The 21,809-nt window shown below is 33.2% G+C and carries 20 protein-coding genes; 14 read left to right on the forward strand and 6 right to left on the reverse strand.

What is annotated here, in order from left to right; all coding sequences use genetic code 11:
* Positions 1 to 290: 290 nt before the first annotated feature.
* Positions 291 to 1,637 carry a chromosomal replication initiator protein DnaA gene (gene dnaA / locus JDW14_00005; protein QQD65551.1) on the forward strand — a complete coding sequence of 449 codons (1,347 nt, stop codon included), beginning with the start codon at positions 291 to 293 and terminating at the stop codon, positions 1,635 to 1,637.
* A 172-nt stretch (positions 1,638 to 1,809) separates the two neighbouring features.
* Positions 1,810 to 2,958 carry a DNA polymerase III subunit beta gene (gene dnaN, locus JDW14_00010; GenBank protein ID QQD65552.1) on the forward strand — a complete coding sequence of 383 codons (1,149 nt, stop codon included), beginning with the start codon at positions 1,810 to 1,812 and terminating at the stop codon, positions 2,956 to 2,958.
* A gap of 60 nt (positions 2,959 to 3,018) precedes the next feature.
* On the opposite strand, the gene JDW14_00015 is transcribed toward dnaN, so the two are convergent.
* From JDW14_00015 to JDW14_00025, 3 genes are read right to left on the reverse strand one after another with little or no spacing between them, the layout of a single operon-like run.
* Positions 3,019 to 3,765: a M15 family metallopeptidase gene (locus JDW14_00015; GenBank protein ID QQD65553.1), complete on the reverse strand. Its 747-nt coding sequence runs from the start codon at positions 3,763 to 3,765 to the stop codon at positions 3,019 to 3,021.
* 38 nt (positions 3,766 to 3,803) lie between these two features.
* Complete coding sequence (locus tag JDW14_00020; GenBank protein ID QQD65554.1) at positions 3,804 to 4,409, reverse strand: TlpA family protein disulfide reductase; 606 nt, start codon at positions 4,407 to 4,409, stop codon at positions 3,804 to 3,806.
* Positions 4,410 to 4,448: 39 nt separating this feature from the next.
* Entirely contained in the window at positions 4,449 to 5,111 is a 663-nt protein-coding gene (locus JDW14_00025) for a cytochrome c biogenesis protein CcdA (protein QQD65555.1), read from the reverse strand.
* Positions 5,112 to 5,359: 248 nt separating this feature from the next.
* On the opposite strand from JDW14_00025, the gene yaaA reads away from it, so the two are divergent.
* The 10 genes from yaaA to dnaB all read left to right on the forward strand — a co-directional run bounded on the left by yaaA (position 5,360) and on the right by dnaB (position 16,568).
* Entirely contained in the window at positions 5,360 to 5,587 is a 228-nt protein-coding gene (gene yaaA, locus JDW14_00030; protein ID QQD65556.1) for a S4 domain-containing protein YaaA, read from the forward strand.
* 4 nt (positions 5,588 to 5,591) lie between these two features.
* On the forward strand, positions 5,592 to 6,719 hold the full coding sequence (recF, locus tag JDW14_00035) for a DNA replication/repair protein RecF (protein QQD65557.1): 1,128 nt from the start codon (positions 5,592 to 5,594) through the stop codon (positions 6,717 to 6,719).
* A 63-nt stretch (positions 6,720 to 6,782) separates the two neighbouring features.
* On the forward strand, positions 6,783 to 8,693 hold the full coding sequence (gene gyrB, locus JDW14_00040) for a DNA topoisomerase (ATP-hydrolyzing) subunit B (protein QQD65558.1): 1,911 nt from the start codon (positions 6,783 to 6,785) through the stop codon (positions 8,691 to 8,693).
* A 21-nt stretch (positions 8,694 to 8,714) separates the two neighbouring features.
* Entirely contained in the window at positions 8,715 to 11,204 is a 2,490-nt protein-coding gene (gene gyrA, locus JDW14_00045; protein QQD65559.1) for a DNA gyrase subunit A, read from the forward strand.
* 182 nt (positions 11,205 to 11,386) lie between these two features.
* Positions 11,387 to 11,686 carry a 30S ribosomal protein S6 gene (locus JDW14_00050; protein QQD65560.1) on the forward strand — a complete coding sequence of 100 codons (300 nt, stop codon included), beginning with the start codon at positions 11,387 to 11,389 and terminating at the stop codon, positions 11,684 to 11,686.
* Between the two features lie 39 nt (positions 11,687 to 11,725).
* Complete coding sequence (ssb, locus tag JDW14_00055) at positions 11,726 to 12,226, forward strand: single-stranded DNA-binding protein (GenBank protein ID QQD65561.1); 501 nt, start codon at positions 11,726 to 11,728, stop codon at positions 12,224 to 12,226.
* Positions 12,227 to 12,262: 36 nt separating this feature from the next.
* Positions 12,263 to 12,496 carry a 30S ribosomal protein S18 gene (locus JDW14_00060; GenBank protein QQD65562.1) on the forward strand — a complete coding sequence of 78 codons (234 nt, stop codon included), beginning with the start codon at positions 12,263 to 12,265 and terminating at the stop codon, positions 12,494 to 12,496.
* Between the two features lie 76 nt (positions 12,497 to 12,572).
* Entirely contained in the window at positions 12,573 to 14,612 is a 2,040-nt protein-coding gene (locus tag JDW14_00065) for a DHH family phosphoesterase (protein ID QQD65563.1), read from the forward strand.
* A gap of 3 nt (positions 14,613 to 14,615) precedes the next feature.
* Positions 14,616 to 15,065, forward strand: coding sequence for a 50S ribosomal protein L9 (gene rplI, locus JDW14_00070; protein QQD65564.1), 450 nt, complete (start codon positions 14,616 to 14,618; stop codon positions 15,063 to 15,065).
* A gap of 144 nt (positions 15,066 to 15,209) precedes the next feature.
* The gene (gene dnaB, locus JDW14_00075; GenBank protein ID QQD66455.1) at positions 15,210 to 16,568 is read left to right on the forward strand and encodes a replicative DNA helicase; all 1,359 of its coding nucleotides are present in this window, start codon (positions 15,210 to 15,212) and stop codon (positions 16,566 to 16,568) included.
* 66 nt (positions 16,569 to 16,634) lie between these two features.
* Here the strand turns inward: dnaB and JDW14_00080 are convergent, their stop codons facing one another.
* Genes JDW14_00080 through JDW14_00090 form a run of 3 tightly spaced genes read right to left on the reverse strand, consistent with a single transcriptional unit; the run spans position 16,635 to position 19,776 of the window.
* Entirely contained in the window at positions 16,635 to 17,924 is a 1,290-nt protein-coding gene (locus JDW14_00080; protein QQD65565.1) for an adenylosuccinate synthase, read from the reverse strand.
* A 17-nt stretch (positions 17,925 to 17,941) separates the two neighbouring features.
* Positions 17,942 to 18,826, reverse strand: a complete 885-nt coding sequence (locus JDW14_00085; GenBank protein QQD66456.1) for a cation transporter — start codon at positions 18,824 to 18,826, stop codon at positions 17,942 to 17,944.
* Between the two features lie 32 nt (positions 18,827 to 18,858).
* On the reverse strand, positions 18,859 to 19,776 hold the full coding sequence (locus JDW14_00090) for a C39 family peptidase (protein ID QQD65566.1): 918 nt from the start codon (positions 19,774 to 19,776) through the stop codon (positions 18,859 to 18,861).
* Between the two features lie 194 nt (positions 19,777 to 19,970).
* On the opposite strand from JDW14_00090, the gene JDW14_00095 reads away from it, so the two are divergent.
* A complete protein-coding gene (locus JDW14_00095) occupies positions 19,971 to 20,309 on the forward strand; it encodes a MerR family transcriptional regulator (GenBank protein QQD65567.1) in 339 nt (112 codons plus the stop codon).
* 5 nt (positions 20,310 to 20,314) lie between these two features.
* Complete coding sequence (gene glnA / locus JDW14_00100) at positions 20,315 to 21,667, forward strand: type I glutamate--ammonia ligase (GenBank protein QQD65568.1); 1,353 nt, start codon at positions 20,315 to 20,317, stop codon at positions 21,665 to 21,667.
* The last annotated feature ends 142 nt before the right edge of the window (positions 21,668 to 21,809 follow it).

Here is a 21,809-nt window from a genome sequence, read left to right on the forward strand (position 1 = left end):
CCACAACTTACTAACAAGGTTATGCACATATTATAACTTATTCACAGGTTATAAATTTATCCACAATTTTATGTGTATAAGTAAGAGAAACCTTATTTTATCAAGTTTTTCATTTACTGCGTTATACACAGTACTTGTTCATAACGTGACGTCTTACATAATTTATCCACAAACCATTCTTCCCTGTTCATAACTTAATTGTTTATTTGTGGATAGAAAAGTTATCCACAGCTTCTCATTTTATGCTATACTAGAACATATCAATTTAAAACAGACTGTGTGGTGAGCGAATGATTAACAAAGATGAATTTTGGGCTGGTGTAACCCAATATTTTAAAGAAATACTTTCTGAAACATCATTTAATAATTGGGTAGCACCGGTTAAACCGACTCGAATTACCGATAATACCATTACTCTATCCGTTCCAAATAATCTTTTAAAACAACAATGGGAAAAGAATTTATCCGGCTATATCATTCAATTTAGTATCGAACACTACGGCTTTGAACTAACACCTATTTTTATTGTGGTCGGTGCCGTATCACCCGATAATTTTTTAGTCAATACATTGCAGAATGATATTGAAATACATAATGTAACACCAGCCAATTCGAATTTAAACCCTTCCTACACCTTTGATACATTTGTTGTCGGAGAAGAAAATAAAATGGCCAATGGTGCTGCCTTAGCCGTTTGTGATAATCCAGGAAAAACCTACAATCCTTTCTTAATCTATGGCGGTGTAGGGTTAGGTAAAACACATTTAATGCAAGCTATTGGAAATGAAATTAAACGAAATAACCCAGCTGCCCGTATTAAATATGTAACGACTGAAACATTTATGAATGAATATGTATCCAGTATTACCTATAATACAACGGAAAAATTTAAGCGAATGTACCGAGATGATATTGATGTATTACTCATTGATGATATTCAATTTTTCTCAAATAAAAATCGGATTCAAGAAGAATTTTTCCACACATTTAACGCATTATTTAATGCAGGAAAACAAATTGTATTGACGTGTGACAGACTACCTAATAATATTGATAATCTAGAAGATCGTTTGATTTCACGTTTTAAATGGGGACTTTCAACAGATATTACCCCCCCAGACTTAGAAACGCGAATTGCTATTTTAAGAAGAAAAGCATTAAATGATAATTTAGATATACCGTCTGAGGCATTAACCTATATAGCGAATAATGTTGATTCTAACATTCGTGAATTAGAAGGAGCTTTAACGAGAGTCTTAGCTTACGCAGCCATGAATGGTGAAGAAATATCCGTCAATTTAGCTGCTAAAGCACTTTTTGCCTTATTTGGTAGTAAAGCAGAAAAGAAATTAACGATTGAAGATATTATTACTCATGTCGCAAAATACTTTAAAATTACTGTAGAAGACATCAAAGGCTCTAAACGAGTAAAAAATATCGTCTATCCTCGTCAAATTGCCATGTATTTATCTCGTGAATTGACAGATATTTCCTATCCAAAAATTGGAGAAGATTTTGGAAATAAAAATCATACGACGGTGATGCATGCTTATGAAAAGATTGATGAGACAATAAAAACCGATGCTAAAATCAAACAAGATGTCGAAGAGCTAAAACAGCAATTGACGCATACTTAGGTTGACTTGTGGATAACTTTGATAGTCGTCCACATTTCATTCACATGCTGCTACACAGTGAAAAATGGATAAAATCAGTTGCTAAACCTACTTTTCCACACAATTCACAGCCCTTATTATTATTATTACTTAGTTATATTAATATATATTTATTTATTTAAAGGAGTTATTTATGAAATTTACTATTAAACGCTCTGTCTTTATGACTCAACTATCGCATGTAACACGAGCAGTCCCAAGTAAAACAACGATTGATATTTTAAAAGGTATCAAATTAGAAGTTCAACAAGATAAATTAATTTTAATTGGTAGTAATTCGGATATTTCAATTGAGAGTATTTTATTAGCATCAGATGAATTTAATGAATTAAATATTGAACAAACTGGTAGTGTTATTTTACCAGCACGTTTAATTAATGATATTGTTCGTAAATTACCGATGAATACACTTGAAATTGAAGTAAATTCACAATTTTTGATTACGGTTAAATCTGGGAAAGCAATCTTTACGATTGTTGGTGGTGATGCAAGTTCTTATCCACAATTACCAATGATTGAGTCGAATGTAAGTGCTACTTTTTCAACGACTATTTTTAATCAATTAATTGCTCAAACTATTTTTTCAGCATCAAATCAAGAAACTCGACCTGTTTTAACAGGTATTCATTTAACAAACCATGGTGATTATTTATCTGCTGTAGCAACCGATAGTCATCGTTTAAGTAAAAGAGAAATTCCTTTTTTAGAAGGGCAACAAGCATTACCATTTGAATCAATTGATGTTCCGAAAAAAACAATGTTAGAGTTAATGCGTATTGCTGAAGATGAACAAAACTTAACTATGGTAGTTGCCGAACAACAAGTTATTTTCTCATTAGACGGCATTACAATCTATTCACGTTTACTAGAAGGAATTTTCCCAGATGCCGAACGTTTAATTCCGTCAAAATTTGTATCGGAAATTACATTGAATGCAAATCAATTTTTAAATTCAATTGACCGTACTTCCTTACTTTCAACTGGAACAAATAAAACAGTTCAAATGATTGTTGAAAATGGTGAAGTGAACTTATTTGTAAAAGGAAATGAAATGGGTATGGTAGCTGAAGAGATTGAAATAGAACGAATTGAAGGAGAAGAAATAAAAGTATCATTCAATGCTGAATACATGAAGGACGCTTTAAAAGCATTCGAAAATGCAGATGTGAAAATTCAATTTCAATCAGCTGTTAGACCATTTGTGATTCAATTAGCTACACCAAGTGAATTGGCACATAATAATTTATTACAATTATTAACACCAATTCGAACTCATGGATAATCGTTTTATTAAAATAATCCCGTCAAGATAATTACCTATCTTGACGGGATTATTTATCAATTAATGAGTTAATTGTTCGTTACGCATCGTAATGAGAGCTAAATATTCTTCTAAGGTTAATTGATGTTCATGCATAAAAGTAGCATGTGGATTTCCAACATATCGAAAATGCCATGGCTCAAAATTAATACCTGTAATATCAGTTTTATTGTTTAGATATCTTAAAATAAAGCCAAATCGATGTGCATTTTCTGCTAACCAAATAGCAGACGGATCATATTGATAGTCAACTGATAGTTCTCCACCCCAATTAATTCCTAAAAGATCAACGGCTAAACCACTTGAGTGTTCACTACCATTGCTTGGAGCATAGAATAAATCAGTTAGATAAGTTGCTTCCGCTTCGCTTAGTCCCTCACTTATATAGGAATAATAACGACTTTCGCGATTATAAGCTTGTTCCGAAAATGAGCGATATCCCGAAACAATTTGATAATAAAATCCGTCTTGTTCAGCTGCTGAAAATAATTGTTGTAAGGGTTCTTGCAAGGCTTCATGATAAGGAAGTCCATTACTAGCATAAACAAAAGGTATATAAGGCTCACTTTCAAGTAAATTTTCTCGATTAATTAATATTAAAAATGGATCATCTAATTGAGCTTGTGGAGGTAATAATTTCACTAGTTGTTGAATAGACGTATCTTTTTTATCTAATTTTGGTAATATCCAGTCCTTTGCATTAATGGATGGAAAATTGACACTTAGTATAATGACAATCAAAATAATTTTGTTAATTAATTTTTTCAAGCAGATAACTCCCTTTTATTTTTTATGATGTTAGAATATCATGATTGACCTAATAAAGCATTAATTTCTTCAAAAAGTTGTTCTTCAGTAATCATGCCACGAATTGTTTTGACTGCACGTCCTGTTTCATCAAAAAAGACAGTTGACGGAAAAATTGTTGCTCCGAAAAGGAATTGATTATTTTTATCAATATCATAATAAATTGGTAAATCCAATCCCATTTCAGCTAAAAAGGAATCTGCTACTTCTTTTGTTTCAGTATCACGACTACCAATTGCATTTAACATAATAAATTCAACATCATGTTGATAAGTTTGATAGGCATTAGCGAAAAATGGCATTTCTTCACGACAAGGTGGACACCAACTAGCCCATAAATTGAGCACCATTGGTCTGCCTTTTTTATCATTTAAATGCTGTATATTCCCTTGTTCATCTAAAAAAGTTGTATCGGGGCCAATTATTTTAGCAACAGTCGTTTCAATGGTTTCGGTTGTTTTTTCTCCTATCTCTGTAAGTGTTGTTTCACTAGAAACAATACTCTCAGGTAGTTTTATCTCTGTTTTTGATGCTCGTTGATAAAAGATTGAAGTAATTGTAAATAATAAGATAAATCCTAGTAGATAAGTTAGTAATTTTTTCATTGATGTTTCTCTCCTATTCTGTGAAATGACAGTGATTATTTATACTAATAAGGTTAATAAATAATCATACCAACCGACTAGTATTAAAATACCAATGATTATTAATAAAATAGAGCTGATAATGTGAATGATTGGCATTTGTTTTTTTAACCACTTTAGTGATTGACTCATTTCTTTCATGAAAAAGGTAAGAAGTATAAAGGGTACACTTAAACCTAGTGTATAAGCCAATATTAAAAGAGTTGAATTAAATAGATGTTGACTAAGTAATGCTTGTGATAATACAGCTGATAGAAAAACACCCACACAAGGTGTCCAAGTTAGTGCAAAAATCACACCAAATATAAAGTGATTGTTGGTAGGTTTCCAATTTATTATTCGATTCGACATGAATTTTGACATGATTGTTTGTCCAAATAAAAAATCAAATCCCATTAAAATTAAATAGACACCGATGAATACATTGATGATTGAACGATGCATCAGAAAATATTTTCCGATTGTAGTAACAAAGAGATTTAATGCTATAAAAATTAAAGTGAATCCAGCAATAAATTGAATAAGTTGATAAAGTATTTGCTTTTTGGAAACGAATGCCTGTTGCTGCCCTGTTATAAAGGTGATGTAAAGGGGAATCATCGGTAATAAACAGGGTGAAAGAAATGTTAGTATCCCCTCCGTAAATAGTAATAGATAATACATTTGCTGTGCCACCTCCATATTTATATCATATCAGCCCTGTTTTCCTAATATCAATCAATCTGCTTGAGTATTAAACTCGATGAAAACGAAAATTTTGCTACTTTTTAGCGATTATAGTATTAAATAAGGGGAATATATTATTTATTAATAAAATATCGAAAAACACGTTTTATTTTATTATTATTTGTAGTTTAGAATAAAAAAGGGTATAATTAAGCTATATTATTAATGAATCTAGGTGGCTAAATATGGAGCAAAAAACAATTGAAATTCATGACCAATTTATTACGTTAGGACAATTACTAAAACACGAGTCGATTATCTCATCGGGTGGTATGGCGAAGTGGTATTTGAGCGAACATACTGTTAAATTGAATAATGAATTGGAACAACGTAGAGGAAAAAAATTATACAATGGAGATGTAATTGAATTAGTTGCTGAACAATTAACCATTACAGTTGTACAAAAAGATTAGTCGAATGAAAATTAAACAATTAAATCTACAAAATTATCGTAATTATCAACATTTAGATTTAACTTTTAATGACGGATTAACGATATTTACAGGAGAAAATGCCCAAGGGAAAACAAACCTCGTTGAGGCAATTTTTTTATTATCTTTAGCAAAAAGCCACCGAACTAATCGAGATTATGAACTGATTAAAAGTGATGCCGAGGGAGCGAAAATTAGTGCTTTAGTAGAAACCAATAATTTTGAACTTCCCCTTGAATTATTTTTGAATAAAAAAGGAAAAGTTGCCAAAGTTAATCATATTGAGCAGGCAAAACTCAGTCATTTTGTAGGACAATTAAATGTCATTTTATTTGCCCCAGAAGATATGCAATTAATCAAAGGGTCACCTGCACTTAGAAGACGTTTTTTAGATATTGAAATAGGTCAATCCCAACCAATTTATTTGGTGGAGTTGCTACAGTATAACCGTATCTTAAAGCAGCGTAATCAGTATTTAAAACAATTTGGCAGACAATCCTCTTTTGATTCTATCTACTTCGAGGTTCTAACCGAGCAATTAATTGAAAAAGCAGTGAATGTAATTAATTATCGCTTGAATTATATTTCGCATTTAGAAAAAATAGCACAACCGATTCATTTTAATTTATCAAATCAACGTGATTCGTTGAAATTAGAGTATGTTTCTAGTTCTTCTAAGTTGAATTATGAACAGAAACAGCATTTACATACTCAATTAACTAAACTTTTTCATGAGGCAATCTCTCGTGAAAAAGAAATGGGTGTAACAGCGTATGGGCCACATCGAGATGATTTAATTTTTTATGTGAATGAACAACCGGCACAATTTTTTGGCTCTCAAGGCCAACAGCGTACTATTGTGTTAAGTATTAAATTAGCAGAGATTGAATTTATCAATCAGATAAAGGGAGAATATCCCATTTTATTATTAGATGATGTACTATCAGAGTTAGATGATAATCGCCAACATCTTTTAATGCAGTACATTGAAGGAAAAGTACAAACATTTTTAACGACAGCGTCAATTAAAGGCTTAAAGTTGCAACGATTAAATTATCCGAGTATTTTTTATATTGAAAATGGAACGGTTCAAGTTCTAAAGGATACCCATTGATTCAGTAAGCTGTATATCGTTGGATGAATAAAGATTAGATTATATTTTACGGGGAGATTGTATATGACGAAAGAACAACAATATAATGCAGATCAGATTCAAGTCTTAGAGGGACTTGAAGCAGTTAGAAAACGTCCAGGAATGTATATCGGTTCAACGAGTGGTGAGGGATTACATCATTTAGTATGGGAAATTGTGGACAATTCAATTGATGAAGCATTAGCTGGGTATTGTACGCATATTGAAGTGACCATTGAAAAAAATAATAGTATTACCGTTGTAGATGACGGACGAGGCATTCCGGTAGATATTCAATCTAAAACAGGTCGTCCAGCAATGGAAACAGTCTTTACTGTATTACATGCTGGAGGGAAATTTGGTGGTGGAGGCTATAAAGTTTCCGGAGGTTTGCATGGGGTAGGGGCGTCGGTTGTCAATGCCTTATCGACTCATGTAGTGGTAGAAGTATCGCGTGACGGTAAAGTACATCAACAAGCATTTGAACGTGGTAAAGTACTTCACGATGTTAAAATTGTTGGTGAAGCTGAATCGACTGGAACAAAAGTGAATTTTTTACCAGATCCGACAATTTTTAGAGAAACTACCGATTTTAATTATTCAAAATTGATGAAACGTATTCGTGAGCTCGCCTTTTTAAATAAAGGTTTGCGTATTTCGATAAAAGATGTGCGAGAAGAACGTGAAGCAGAGGATAGTTTTTATTTTGAAGGTGGAATTAAAAGTTACGTTGAATACTTGAATGAAGATAAGCAAACAATTGTAGAAGAACCGATTTATTTAGAAGGCGAAGTTGAGGGAATTCAAGTAGAATTAGCGTTGCAATATACGGACACCTATCATACAAATATTTTATCTTTTGCGAATAATATTCACACGCATGAAGGTGGAACTCATGAGTCAGGATTTAAGTCAGGATTGACGCGTATTATTAATGATTATGCTCGTAAAGCCGGTTTAATTAAAGAAAATGAAGAAAATTTAAGCGGTGAAGATGTGCGTGAAGGATTAACCTTAGTATTATCTGTTAAGCACCCTGACCCACAATTTGAAGGGCAAACGAAAACAAAATTAGGAAATTCTGAAGTAAGAACGATTACCGAACGTGTCTTTGCAACAGGATTTGAAACATTTTTAATGGAAAATCCAAAGATTGCTCGTGTGATTGTCGACAAAGGAATTTTAGCGGCCAAGGCTCGATTAGCTGCTAAACGTGCTCGTGAAATGACCCGTAAGAAGAACGTATTAGAGATAGCGAATTTACCTGGGAAATTGGCTGATTGTTCAAGTAAAGACCCAGAACAATGCGAATTATTTATTGTTGAAGGGGATTCTGCTGGGGGGTCAGCTAAACAAGGACGCTCTCGTATGTTCCAAGCAATTTTACCGATTCGTGGGAAAATCTTGAATGTTGAAAAAGCGTCTATGGATAAAATATTGAGCAATGAAGAAATACGTTCACTATTTACAGCTATGGGAACAGGATTTGGTAGTGAGTTTGATGTATCAAAAGCACGTTATCATAAATTAATTATCATGACTGATGCCGATGTCGATGGTGCACATATTCGTACTTTATTATTGACGCTCGTTTTCCGATATATGCGTCCCTTATTAGATGCAGGTTATGTCTATATCGCTCAGCCGCCTTTATATCAAGTAAAACAAGGTAAGAAAGAAATTTATTTAGATACCGATGAACAGTTACGTCAATGGCAAGCAGATAATCCAGATGCACGTTATTCTATTCAGCGTTATAAAGGTTTAGGAGAAATGAATTACGAGCAATTATGGGAAACAACGATGAATCCTGAAAATCGTCGTATGTTGCGTGTATCGGTAGAAGATGCAATCGAAGCAGATAAAGTAATGGATATGTTAATGGGTGATGAAGTGGCACCTAGACGTGAATTTATTGAAAAAAATGCAGTATATGTTCAGAATTTGGATATTTAATGGGCATGAAAGGATAAAAGTATGAGTGAACAATTTGATCAACGGCGAGAATTTGAAGCTGTAAACTTACCTGACGAGATGCGTACATCTTTTTTGGATTATGCAATGAGTGTGATTGTTTCACGTGCTTTACCAGATGTACGTGATGGATTAAAGCCGGTTCATCGTCGAATTTTATATGGTATGAATGAATTAGGCGTAACACCTGATAAACCATATAAAAAATCAGCACGTATTGTTGGAGATGTTATGGGAAAATATCACCCACATGGTGATAGTGCGATTTATGAAGCAATGGTTCGTATGGCACAACCTTTTAGTTATCGTCAAATGTTAGTGGACGGACATGGAAATTTTGGTTCAGTCGACGGCGATGGTGCTGCTGCGATGCGTTATACGGAAGCACGAATGAGTAAAATCACCTTAGAGATGTTAAAAGATATTAATAAGGACACGATTGATTTTCAAGATAATTATTCGCAAGAAGAAAAAGAACCAGTGGTTTTACCAGCTCGTTTCCCTAATTTATTAGTTAATGGAACGAGTGGAATTGCTGTCGGTATGGCGACGAATATTCCACCACATAATTTAGGTGAAGTGATTGATGCATTAAGTATTTTAATGAAAAATCCCGATGCTACTGTCAGTGAATTAATGGAAGTTTTACCTGGGCCGGATTTTCCAACAGGGGCTATTGTTATGGGAAAATCGGGTATTCGAAAAGCCTATGAAACAGGTAAAGGAAAAATTATTGTTAGAAGTCGAGTTGAAATTGAGCAATTATCTGGAGACCGTGAACGGATTATTGTTACGGAAATTCCGTATGGTGTGAACAAAGCTAAAATGGTTGAAAGAATTGCTGAATTAGCACGTGAGAAACGTATTGAAGGTATCACATATGTCGCAGATGAATCAGGTCGTGAAGGTATGCGTGTAGTGATTGATGTGCGTCGTGATACGAGTGCTAGTGTTGTATTAAATAATTTATATAAATACACATCATTGCAAGTTTCTTTTGGATTTAATATGTTAGCCATTGATAAAGGTGTTCCTAAAATTTTAGGATTAAAAGATATTTTATCTAAATATTTAGATCATCAAGTGGAAGTTATTCGTCGCAGGACAGCTTTTGAAAAGAAAAAGGCAGAAGATAGAGCTCATATTTTAGAAGGATTACGTAAGGCATTAGATGTCATTGATGAAGTGATTTCGATACTTCGAAGCTCACGTGAGCCAGAAACGGCTAAAAATACTTTAATTGAACGTTTTGACTTATCACCTATTCAAGCACAGGCGATTTTAGATATGCGTCTTGTTCGCTTAACAGGACTTGAAAGAGAAAAAATTGATAAAGAATATAATGATTTAATGGAATTAATTCGTCATTTAACGGAAATATTAGGTAGTGAAGTGCGTATTTTGGAAATTATCGAAGATGAATTGCAAGATATTAAAACAAGATTTAATGACGAACGCCGTACTGAATTACGTGTGGGTGAATTAACCAATATTGAAGATGAAGATTTAATCGAAGAAGAGAATGTCCTTATCGCTTTAACGGATAATGGTTATATTAAACGAATGACTGAAGATGAATTCCAAGTACAAAATCGTGGAGGTCGTGGTGTCAAAGGTATGGGCTTAGGTGAAGATGATACCATTAAGTCGATGATTTCATGTTCTACTCATGATACTTTATTATTCTTTACTAATTTAGGTAAAGTGTATAGCACGAAAGGCTATGACATCCCAGAATATGGACGTTCAGCAAAAGGTTTGCCAATTGTTAATTTAATCAATATCGAAAAAGATGAATTTGTAAAAGAGTTAATCTGTATTCGTGCAGAAGATACTAAAGATAATTATTTATTCTTTGTGACTAAGCAAGGGGTCGTTAAACGTTCTCATGCGAGTGATTATGCAAGTATTCGTAATAATGGATTACGTGCGATTAATATGCGAGAAGATGATGAATTAATACAAGTACTCGTAACCGACGGTACTAAAAATATTATTATCGGAACGCATGATGCGTATGCTATGGTATTTAACGAAGAAGATATTCGTGTAATGGGACGAACTGCGACTGGTGTACGTGGTATAAAATTACGTTCAAGTGATTATGTAGTAGGTGCTGCATTATTAGATGATAATAGTGAAGTCTTAGTGGTCACTGAAAATGGATATGGTAAACGAACATCTGCTGAAGAATATCCCGTTAAAAAACGTGGTGGTATGGGTGTGAAAACATCTAAAATCAGTCAGAAGAGTGGAAAATTAGCAGGTATTGTAACGATTAATGATCCAGAGGCAGAAGATTTAATGTTGATGACGGATCAAGGTATTGTTATCCGATTTACTGTTGATAGTATTTCAAAAACATCACGTGCGACATTAGGCGTTAAAATGATTCGAGTTGATGACGAGTCGATTGTAAGTTCTGTAACTAAAATTTTACGTTCAGATAATTTAGATGAAGAAGTAGAAACAATCGATGTTAGTGATGAATAATCGGAATAATTGAGAATATTCAAAAAAATAAGCAAAAATAAAGAATAGTACGCAAATAATTGCATAATATGTGTTGAAACATATTTTTAAAAAGAGTATAATATAGAAATGTGAGTATTTAGCAGCAATGCTATCCACTCCTTGCTCATTAAGAGCCGAAAAGACCAAAAGGAGGTGCAGTTATGAGTCAACCAACTAAGTATGAAATTTTATACATTATTCGTCCTGATATGAACGATGATGCTAAGAAAGAATTAGTAGAACGTTTTGATGGAATTTTAAGAGATAATGGAACTACAGTTGTTGAGTCTAAAGACTGGGCGAAAAAACGTTTTGCATATGAAATTAACGATTACAAAGAAGGTATTTACCACTTAGTAAACGTTGAAGCAACAGATGCAAAAGGTATTGATGAATTTGCTCGTTTAGCTCGTATTAGTCGTGATATTTTACGTCACATGATCGTTAAAATCGAAGACTAATAATGTTTCACGTGAAACACTTTGAAGGAGGATTTCGAAATGAATAATGTACAACTAATAGGTCGTTTAACTAGAGATGTAGAGTTAAGACATACTTCTTCTGGAACAGCTGTTGGTACTTTTACACTTGCTGTAAATCGTACTTTTCAAAATCAACAAGGTGAGCGTGAGGCAGATTTTATCAACTGTGTGATTTGGAGAAAGCAAGCTGAAACATTAGCTCAATATACGAGAAAAGGTTCGCAAATTGCAGTCGATGGTCGAATCCAAACTCGGAATTATGAAAATCAACAAGGTCAAAAGGTCTATGTTACAGAAGTCGTAGTCAATAATTTTTACTTTATTGAAACTCGTGCTCAAAGTGAACAACGATCACAAAATGATTTTGGTGGTAATTCATATTCTCAGCCATCTAATAATAGTTTCCAAAATCACAACAATTATTCATTGAATAATGATTATAATCAAAATAGTTCTCCATTCTCTGAATTTTCAGACGGTGGACCGATAAATTTATCGGAAGATGATTTACCATTCTAATTCTAGAAAAGCTAGAATCGATAAGGAGGAATAAACATGGGTCAACGTCGTGGCGGAAGACGCAGAAGAAAAGTATGTTTCTTCTGTGCTAACCATATTGATCATCCTGATTACAAAGATGTTGAATTATTAAAACGATTCATCTCAGAAAAAGGTAAAATTTTACCTCGTCGTGTAACAGGTACTTGTGCGAAACATCAACGTGCTTTAACATTAGCAATTAAACGTGCAAGAATTATGGGCTTATTACCATTTACAGTACAAGACTAATAATGATAGGGTGTATTCTGTTTCAGAGTACACCTTTTTTGTTTCACGTGAAACAATTTAGTAGAGATAGAATGAAATGAAAAAATATGGTATAATTAATACAATGAATAGAGGTGTTAATATTAAGAAAGAAAAGATTTTGAAAATATTACAACAATTTCATGAGTTGAGTTTTAGTTGGCAAATTTATAGTGTGAGTGTCCTATATTTATTGATTACGATGATTGCATTTGTTCGTAAGTGGGAAATTGGGATTCTATTATTCGTACTCTTTCTACTCATTGTAGTTTTATTAGCCTATAATATTAATCGCTTTATATTTAGCGTTAATGAAGTAGCTGGTAAATTAGTAATGAACTTAGATAATATTAAAGATGATGTCATGAATCACACTCCAATTGGTATATTGATGTATGATGAAGAAAATCGTGTGGTATGGGGAAATCATTCTGCTCTATCCATTATTAATAAAAATGATATTGTAGGAAAAAAACTCGAACAACTTTCAGATGAATTTACAAAAATTTTAAGTTTAAGTGATACTTGGGATATTATAAAATTTTCAGGAAAAACGTATAAAATAGCACATAAGTCAGATGTAAAGACTATTTATTGGATTGATTTTGAAAAAGAAAATGAAATTATTGAATATAAAAAATATAATCAATTAGTCTTTGGCTATTTATTGATTGATGATTATGATGAATTAGTTCAATCCTTGAATGATCAAGAAGTAGCTGATTTTGATGCAACATTAGTCACGAAATTGAATGAATGGGCGCAAGAGTTTGATGTTTATTTGAAACGTATTGAAGATGATAAATATATGATGCTATTAAATAAAGTAGCATTGGAAAAAATAGAGGAATTTGAATTCAAATTTTTTAGTGAATTGCGTGATGATTATCATTCAAAAAATAGTCCTTTGTCATTTAGTTTAGGTATTGCTTATGCGAATGTTGAACAGTTTGTGATCAGCGATTTAGCCAAAGAGGCTCAATTCAATTTAGACTTAGCTTTAGCTCGTGGTGGCGATCAAATTGTTGTAAAGGCAAATGATGAATCAGCAAGATTTTATGGTGGTGAAACACAACTACAAGGGAATCGTACCAATACTCGTTCTAAATTAGTTTATCAAGCACTCATTAATCAAATTAAGCAAGCGAGCAATGTTTTGATTGCAGGACATGTCTATCCAGATATGGATTCAATTGGTTCGGCATTAGGTATCTATAAAATTGTGACAGAACAACGTAAAATGGCTAAAATCATTGTTAATGAGTCGCAATTTAATTCGGATATTCAACAATTGCTTTCCAGTCCACAAATCAGTTATAATTTGAAAAATATCTTTTTAAATCATGATTCTGTGCGTGAATATATGTCATCAAAGACATTGATTATTTTAGTCGATCATCATCGTCCATCTTTATCAGAAGCGAAAGAACTGATTTTAAAAGGATATAATACGGTTATCATTGATCATCATAGACGTAGTGAAGATTTTCCTGCTCAGTCGGTTTTAACTTATATTGAGCCGTATGCGTCTTCTACTGGGGAATTAATTACGGAATTCTTTATGAATATGCGAAATACGATTGAGTCATTAAATCATTTTGAAGCGACAGCATTATTAGCTGGTATTATTGTCGATACGAATAATTTTTCAAATCGTACAGGGTCACGTACTTTTGATGCAGCGAGCTATTTAAAAGGTCGAGGTGCTGATACGGAACAAATTCAACGGATTTTAAAAGAAGATTTAGAACTCGTTAAAAAACGAAATCATTTAATTGAAAAGACTGAAATTGTTTATGATGAATATGCTATTTCATGTGGAACAGATGAAACGATTATTGATAACATAACAGCAGCTCAAGCAGCAGATAATATGTTGAATTTAAAACATGTAGAAGCGTCATTCGTTATTTATCGTAGAAGTGCTGATACCGTAGCTATTAGTGCAAGAAGTATTGGGCAAGTCAATGTTCAAAAAATTATGGAGTCTTTAGGTGGTGGTGGTCACTTGTCGAATGCAGCTACTCAGATTGACCAAGTTACCGTTGAAGAAGTAAAACAATTATTATTAGAAAAAATAGAGAATAGGCGGGATTAATCGATGAAAGTTATTTTATTATCAGATGTAAAAAAACAAGGGAAAAAAGGCCAAGTTATTGAAGTATCAGAAGGATACGGAAGAAACTTTTTAATTAAAAATGGTTTAGCAAAGTTAGCTGATAATGCAGCAATGAGTCAATTGAAAGCTGAGAATGCTTTTAAAGCTAAAAAAGCTGAAGAAGAATTACAAGAAGCAAAAGAATTAAAGAAACAAATCGAAGATGAAAAAACAGTCGTTGTGATTAAAGCAAAAGCTGGAGACGGAAGATTATTCGGTACGATTCCAACAAAACAAATTGCAGAAGAATTGAATAAGCAATATAAAATTGAAATTGATAAGCGTAAAATTCAATTAGAACAAAACTTATCTGCATTAGGTTATCATCATGTTGAAGTTAAATTACATCATGATGTGACAGCGAAGATTAATGTTCATGTAGTTGAAGCTTAGAGTTGAAATAGAGAAACGATAGTGTCAGTGACTGTCGTTTCTTTTTAATTGTTTATACATTGCAAGTTAATGTATATTTTAGTACACTTATTAAGGGTTAAGAAAGAAGGTGTTATTGTGCAATTATTATCAGAAGAACGTGAAATGCCACATGATATTTTAGCTGAGCAATCAGTATTAGGGGCATTATTAATTGATCCAACAAAAATTGGAACGGTACAAGCTATTTTACAAGTAGATGATTTTTATAAGCGAGCACATCAATTAATTTTTGAGGCAATGGAGCGTGTATTTGACCGAGATGGTTCATTCGACTACGGTACATTGATGATTTCTTTGAATGCCACAGATGCACTAGAAAATGCAGGTGGTGAAGAATATTTAGCTGAAATTATTTCGAGAGCACCGTCTGTCTACTATACTGAAACGTATGCAGTCACTGTAAAAAATCAATCCATTTTACGGAAATTAATTGCGGCATCAACAACGATTATGTCGGACGCTTTTCAAGCAGAAGAAAATATTCAAGATGTGTTAGACCGAAGTGAAAAGCTAATTTTATCTATCGGTGAAAATAATCAAAGTAATAAGCCACAAGAGATGAATCGTTTAATTAAAGAAGCGTTTGATAGAATTATTAAACTCTCAGAAGAGAAACGAGAAATTGTAGGATTGCCGTCTGGATATATTGATTTAGATAGGCTTACAAGTGGATTTCAACCTGACCAACTAATTATTTTAGCTGCTCGTCCGTCTGTTGGTAAAACAGCATTTGCTTTAAATATTGCACAAAATGTTGGGACGAAATCAAAAGTGCCAGTTGTTATTTTCTCGCTTGAAATGGGTGCCATTGATATGGTCTATCGAATGATTTGTGCTGAGGGAAATATTCACGCTGGAAATTTAAAAACAGGACAACTCACTGATGATGAATGGAATAGTTTGACAGTTGCAACGGATACTTTAAAAAATGCACCGATTTTTATTGATGATACAGCTGGTATTCGAGTGAATGAAATTCGTGCAAAGTGTAGAAGGCTTAAACAAGAAAATCCAGATTTAGGTTTAATTGTGATTGATTATCTGCAATTAATCGAGGGAAATGGTAGAGAAAACCGACAACAAGAAGTATCAGAAATTTCACGTCAATTGAAGAAATTAGCGAAAGAATTAAGTGTGCCGATTATTGCTCTATCGCAATTATCAAGGGGATTAGAACATCGACAAAATAAACGACCGATGTTAAGCGATATTCGAGAATCTGGTTCGATAGAACAAGACGCAGATATTGTGGCATTTTTATATCGTGAAGATTATCATCAACAAGAAGGCGATGAAGAAACCGAAAAAACAGATGATTTACCGGATAATAGTGTTGAAGTGATTTTAGCTAAAAATCGTAGTGGTGCTCGTGATACAGTACGATTACTCTTTACAAAAGAGTATAATAAATTTTCTAGTTTGACGTATATGCCAGAACCACCGATTAATTCATTTGGATAATAAATTAAAATACTCCATATTTAGAATGTCATCTAAGTATGGAGTATTTGTTATATTGTGAATTGATTATCGCCAAACTGAATCAAGAATCATTGTTTGGGTACGATCAGGGCCGACAGATAATGTAGCTAATTTGACACCAACTAATTCAGTAATGCGACGCACATAATTTTGTGCATTCGCTGGAAGTTCTTCAAATCGCTTGCATTGAGTAATATCTTCTGTCCAGCCTGGTAATTCTTCGTATATAGGTTGACAATCACCTAAGACTTTTAAACTTGCTGGATAGTATTCGATAACTTCACCTGTACTTGTTTGGTACGCTGTACAAATTTTAATAGTTTCTAAACCAGTTAGAACGTCGATACTATTTAATGATAAATGGGTAATACCCGATACACGACGAGAGTGTCGCATAACAACACTATCAAACCAGCCAATACGGCGAGGACGTCCAGTAGTTGTTCCGTATTCACGTCCTACTTCACGAATGGTATTTCCAATTTCATCAAATAATTCAGTAGGGAATGGGCCGTCACCTACACGTGAAGTATAGGCTTTACATACACCGATGACAGTATCGATTTTAGAAGGGCCTACACCACTACCTATAGTAACTCCACCAGCAACAGGATTTGAAGATGTAACAAATGGATAAGTTCCTTGATCAATATCCAACATAACACCTTGTGCACCTTCAAATAATACACGTTTGCCTTGGTCAATCGCATCGTTTAAAATAACAGATGTATCCGTTACATATTGTTTAATCTGTTGACCATATTCATAGTACTCTTCGAAAATATCTTCAAATTTCAATGGTTCACCACCATACAACTTCACGATTAAATTATTTTTTTCAGCTAAGTTAATGCGAAGTCTTTCTTCAAAAATACTTTTATCTAATAAATCTGCAATACGGATACCGACACGTGCAGCTTTATCCATGTACGCTGGGCCAATTCCTTTATTGGTAGTTCCAATTTTGTTATCTCCCTTAGATGCTTCTTGAGCTTTATCTAATTCAATATGATAAGGTAAAATTACGTGAGCACGTGATGATATTCTTAAATTATCAGTTGCAACACCTTCTCGATGAAGATAATTAAGTTCTTCTACAATTGATTTTGGATTGACTACAACGCCATTTCCAATAATACTTATTTTATCCTTAGCGAATATACCGGAAGGGATAAGATGTAATTTATAAGTTTTACCGTCAAATTTGATGGTATGGCCAGCATTATCGCCACCTTGATAGCGTGCTACCACTTCAGCATTTTCACTGAGAAAATCAGTAATCTTTCCTTTTCCTTCATCGCCCCACTGAGTACCTACAACAACAACAGATGTCATTTTTTTACCTCATTTCGTCATTTATTATGATGGTATGGTTCAACATGCACATCGCAATCATACACACTATAATTATACGATAAAATTCGTTCAATGTCTTCCGTAATATTATGTGATTCAATAACTGACAGATTTCCGTCAATTTCAATGGTAACATCTACATATATTTTATTACCACTTAAACGTGCTCGTAAATTTGGAACATTGAATACTCTTGGATGTTTAATAATGCTTGCATGATATTTTTGAAGTTCTTCTTTATCAAAACCGTCTGATAATACAAAGGAAGATTCTTTAAAAATATCAAAAGCAGTACGAATAATTAATAAAGAAACAATAACTGAAATAACGGTATCTAGAAATGGTAGATTAATCTTTGTCCCCATTGCACCAATCAAAGTTCCTATACTGATGATTAAATCATTTCTCATATCGGCAACTGTTGCTTTTAATCCAAGACTCTTTGTTTTAATTGCCATTTTTTTAATGTATTGTCTTGTTAAAGATAACACAATCATTGAAATAAGAGATACATAGATAGCTTTTATATCTGTTTGAATGTAATCTTGCGTAATTAATCGTGAAATACTACTTGTAAACACTTCAAATCCAATTGTAAACATAATAACGGCAGTAATAAAACTAGCTAATGTTTCAAATTTTGAATGATCGAAATGATGATCATCGTCGGCTGGTTTTTTTGATAATTGAAGCCCGACGAATACCGATAAGGAAGTAAATATATCGGATAAATTATTCAATCCGTCAGCATGTAATGAGATTGAATGAAAGTAGTGACCAGCAATTAATTTTAATATGGCTAAAATTAAATACACACAAATACCAATAGCTGCCCCTTGTGCAGCTATTGTTGTGTTTTTTTGATAATTCATAATTGAAATCCTCTTTTCGTGGGAACTAAGTCAGGTAAACATTATCGATATATCGCCCAGTAATTCAGCCCTTCATTTAAAAAGATAGAAGAATCAATCCCTTGAAGACTAAACATTTTTTGAGCATTATCATTTGGGTCGTTGACATAGACTTTTTCACCGTCATAGCCACGAATAATTAAAATGTGACCAACTTCTGTAAAGTGACCCGGACTAACAGAGGCGATAATTACTTTGCCGTCTTGTACGGCTTGCATGGCAGCGTAAAAATCAGATCCAAAATTTTCAAAGTAATAACCATGTTCCATAGCGAAATCATAGAAGATTTGCCAAGAAGTACCTTGATTATGGAGATAGTAATCATTCCCACTCCATTTGATAATTTCTTGTGGTTCAATAATTTTGTTTTTGTAATAACTGTCTACCATTGCAAGTGAAACAATGGCACATCCATTTTCTCCTAATTGATTGGTTGTATTAGTACCATAGGATGTTGTTCGCCATTTTACATCTTTTTGGAGCAGGAGTGGAATATCTAATTGTTTATTGATAGTATCTGTTTCTTTGGCTGGATGCTTAGGTAAGAATAAAAATCCACTTTCTTCAATATCCATGTTGGCATTTTTGATGGCGTCAATAATATCGTCTTGTGCCTGAAAATAGGAATTACCATAATTATCCTTGATTAATGTTGAGATTTTATCTACTAATTTTTTATCGTATAAATTTGAATGATTTAAAACATCAGTAATATTACTTTTGATTTCAGCTACTGTCGTGGTTTCATGAGTGACTGATTCAGTCGTTTGAGTGATAGTAGTAGTTTGAGTAGTACTCTCTACTAAATCACTCTGAATTTTTTGCTCCGATTCTTCTTTCAAAGCATTAATAGAAATTAAGCCAAACAATAATACGCTCAAAGTGAGAATAGTCATAGTTCGATGCATCTTTCGTTGCATAAAAACCTCCGATTATATTAATATTATAGCTTAGTGTAACATAAAACTTAAGTTTGAAACACGGATAGGAAAAAATTTTAAAAAATTGTAACATATACAACATGTAATAAAACATTACACAGTAAGTAAGGTTTTCGTTGACGCATGGAATGTTTACTCATATAATAAGGATAAAATTTTAGGAGGTTATCATGATGGCACATAAAGAATTAAAAAAATCTTTAGCCATATTTCCGATCGGAACGGTGATGAGATTGACCGGTTTAACTGCAAGGCAAATTCGATATTATGAAGACTATCATTTAATTTCACCTGAAAGAACTGAAACAAATCGTCGACTATATTCATTGAATGATATTGACCGTTTGCTAGAAATAATGGATATGATTGATGACGGAATGACATTAAAAGGTATTCAAAAACATTATCATAAGATAACTCACAATGATAGTTCAACGACTCATCAATTATTAACAGACCAAGATGTACGACGTATTTTGCAAGATGAATTAGATATTAGAATGAGATTTTAACATTAATGGAGGACAAAAGAATGACTTGGACTAAAGAAGCAATTTTAAAAGATGCTAAGGAGAAAAATGTACGCTATATTCGTTTAATGTTTACGGATATTACCGGAAGAATTAAAAATGTTGAGGTACCGATTTCTCAATTAGAAAAAGCGTTAGATAATCAGATGATGTTTGACGGGTCTTCAATCGAGGGATTTGTACGGATTGAAGAAAGTGATATGTATTTAATTCCAGATTATTCGACTTGGTTAACATTTAATTGGGAAGAACATCAAGGAAAAGGTCGCATTGCACGTTTGATTTGTGATGTGGAAACACCTGATAGAGTAGCGTTTTCTGGTGACCCACGTGGTAATTTGAAACGTATTTTAAAGAAAATGACGGATATGGGCTTTACGAGTTTTAATTTAGGGCCAGAACCAGAATTTTTCTTATTCAAGTTAGATGAAAATGGAAAACCAACAATGAATTTGAATGATGAAGGTGGCTATTTTGATTTAGCTCCAAATGATTTAGCAGAAAACTGCCGTCGTGATATTGTATTAGAGTTGGAAGATTTAGGATTTGAAATTGAAGCGAGTCACCATGAAGTTGCATCTGGCCAACATGAAATTGATTGGAAATATAGTGATGCGATTCGTGCTTGTGATTATATTCAAACATTTAAATTAATCGTTAAATCAGTTGCTCGCCGTCATAATTTGCATGCTACATTTATGCCAAAACCGGTATTTGGTATCGCAGGTTCGGGTATGCACTGTAATTTATCGTTATTTACCGAAGAGGGAAATGCTTTTTATGATGCTGAGGCAGAAGACGGTTTATCACAAACAGCTAAATACTTCATTGGTGGTTTATTAAAATATGCTCGTGCATATACAGCTATTTGTAATCCATTAGTGAACTCATATAAACGATTGGTTCCTGGATACGAAGCCCCTGTTTATATTGCATGGAGTGGGCAAAATCGTTCACCATTAATTCGTATTCCAGCTGCTAGAGGAAATTCAACACGTGTAGAAGTAAGAAGTGTAGATCCGTCTGCCAACCCATATTTAGCTTTATCTGTTTTATTAGCAGCAGGGCTAAAAGGAATCGAAGATAAAATTGAACCACCATTAGCAGTGGATCGTAATATTTATACGATGACTCGTGAAGAACGATTAGCTGAGGGTGTTGATGATTTACCGGGTTCATTACGTGAAGCATTAAAAGAATTGAAAAAAGAACCTGTTATTTTAGATGCATTAGGTGAGCATATTGCTCAAAACTTTATTGCTGAAAAAACAATTGAATACTTCTCATATCAAAAACAAGTAACGCAATGGGAATTAGATAAATACTTGAATTTATACTAATCTGTTAATTCAGTCATTGACTTTAAGGCGAATGATGAGTAAAATGACTGTGAATACAGCGTACTTTAAAAATGTTCGAGAAGCATTCAAGTAACTGATTAATGTTGAATAATATTTTTCTGATACAAAGATAACTTTCTGG

The organism is Aerococcaceae bacterium zg-252 (assembly GCA_016237705.1).
Taxonomy (GTDB): domain Bacteria; phylum Bacillota; class Bacilli; order Lactobacillales; family Aerococcaceae; genus Globicatella; species Globicatella yangjingiae.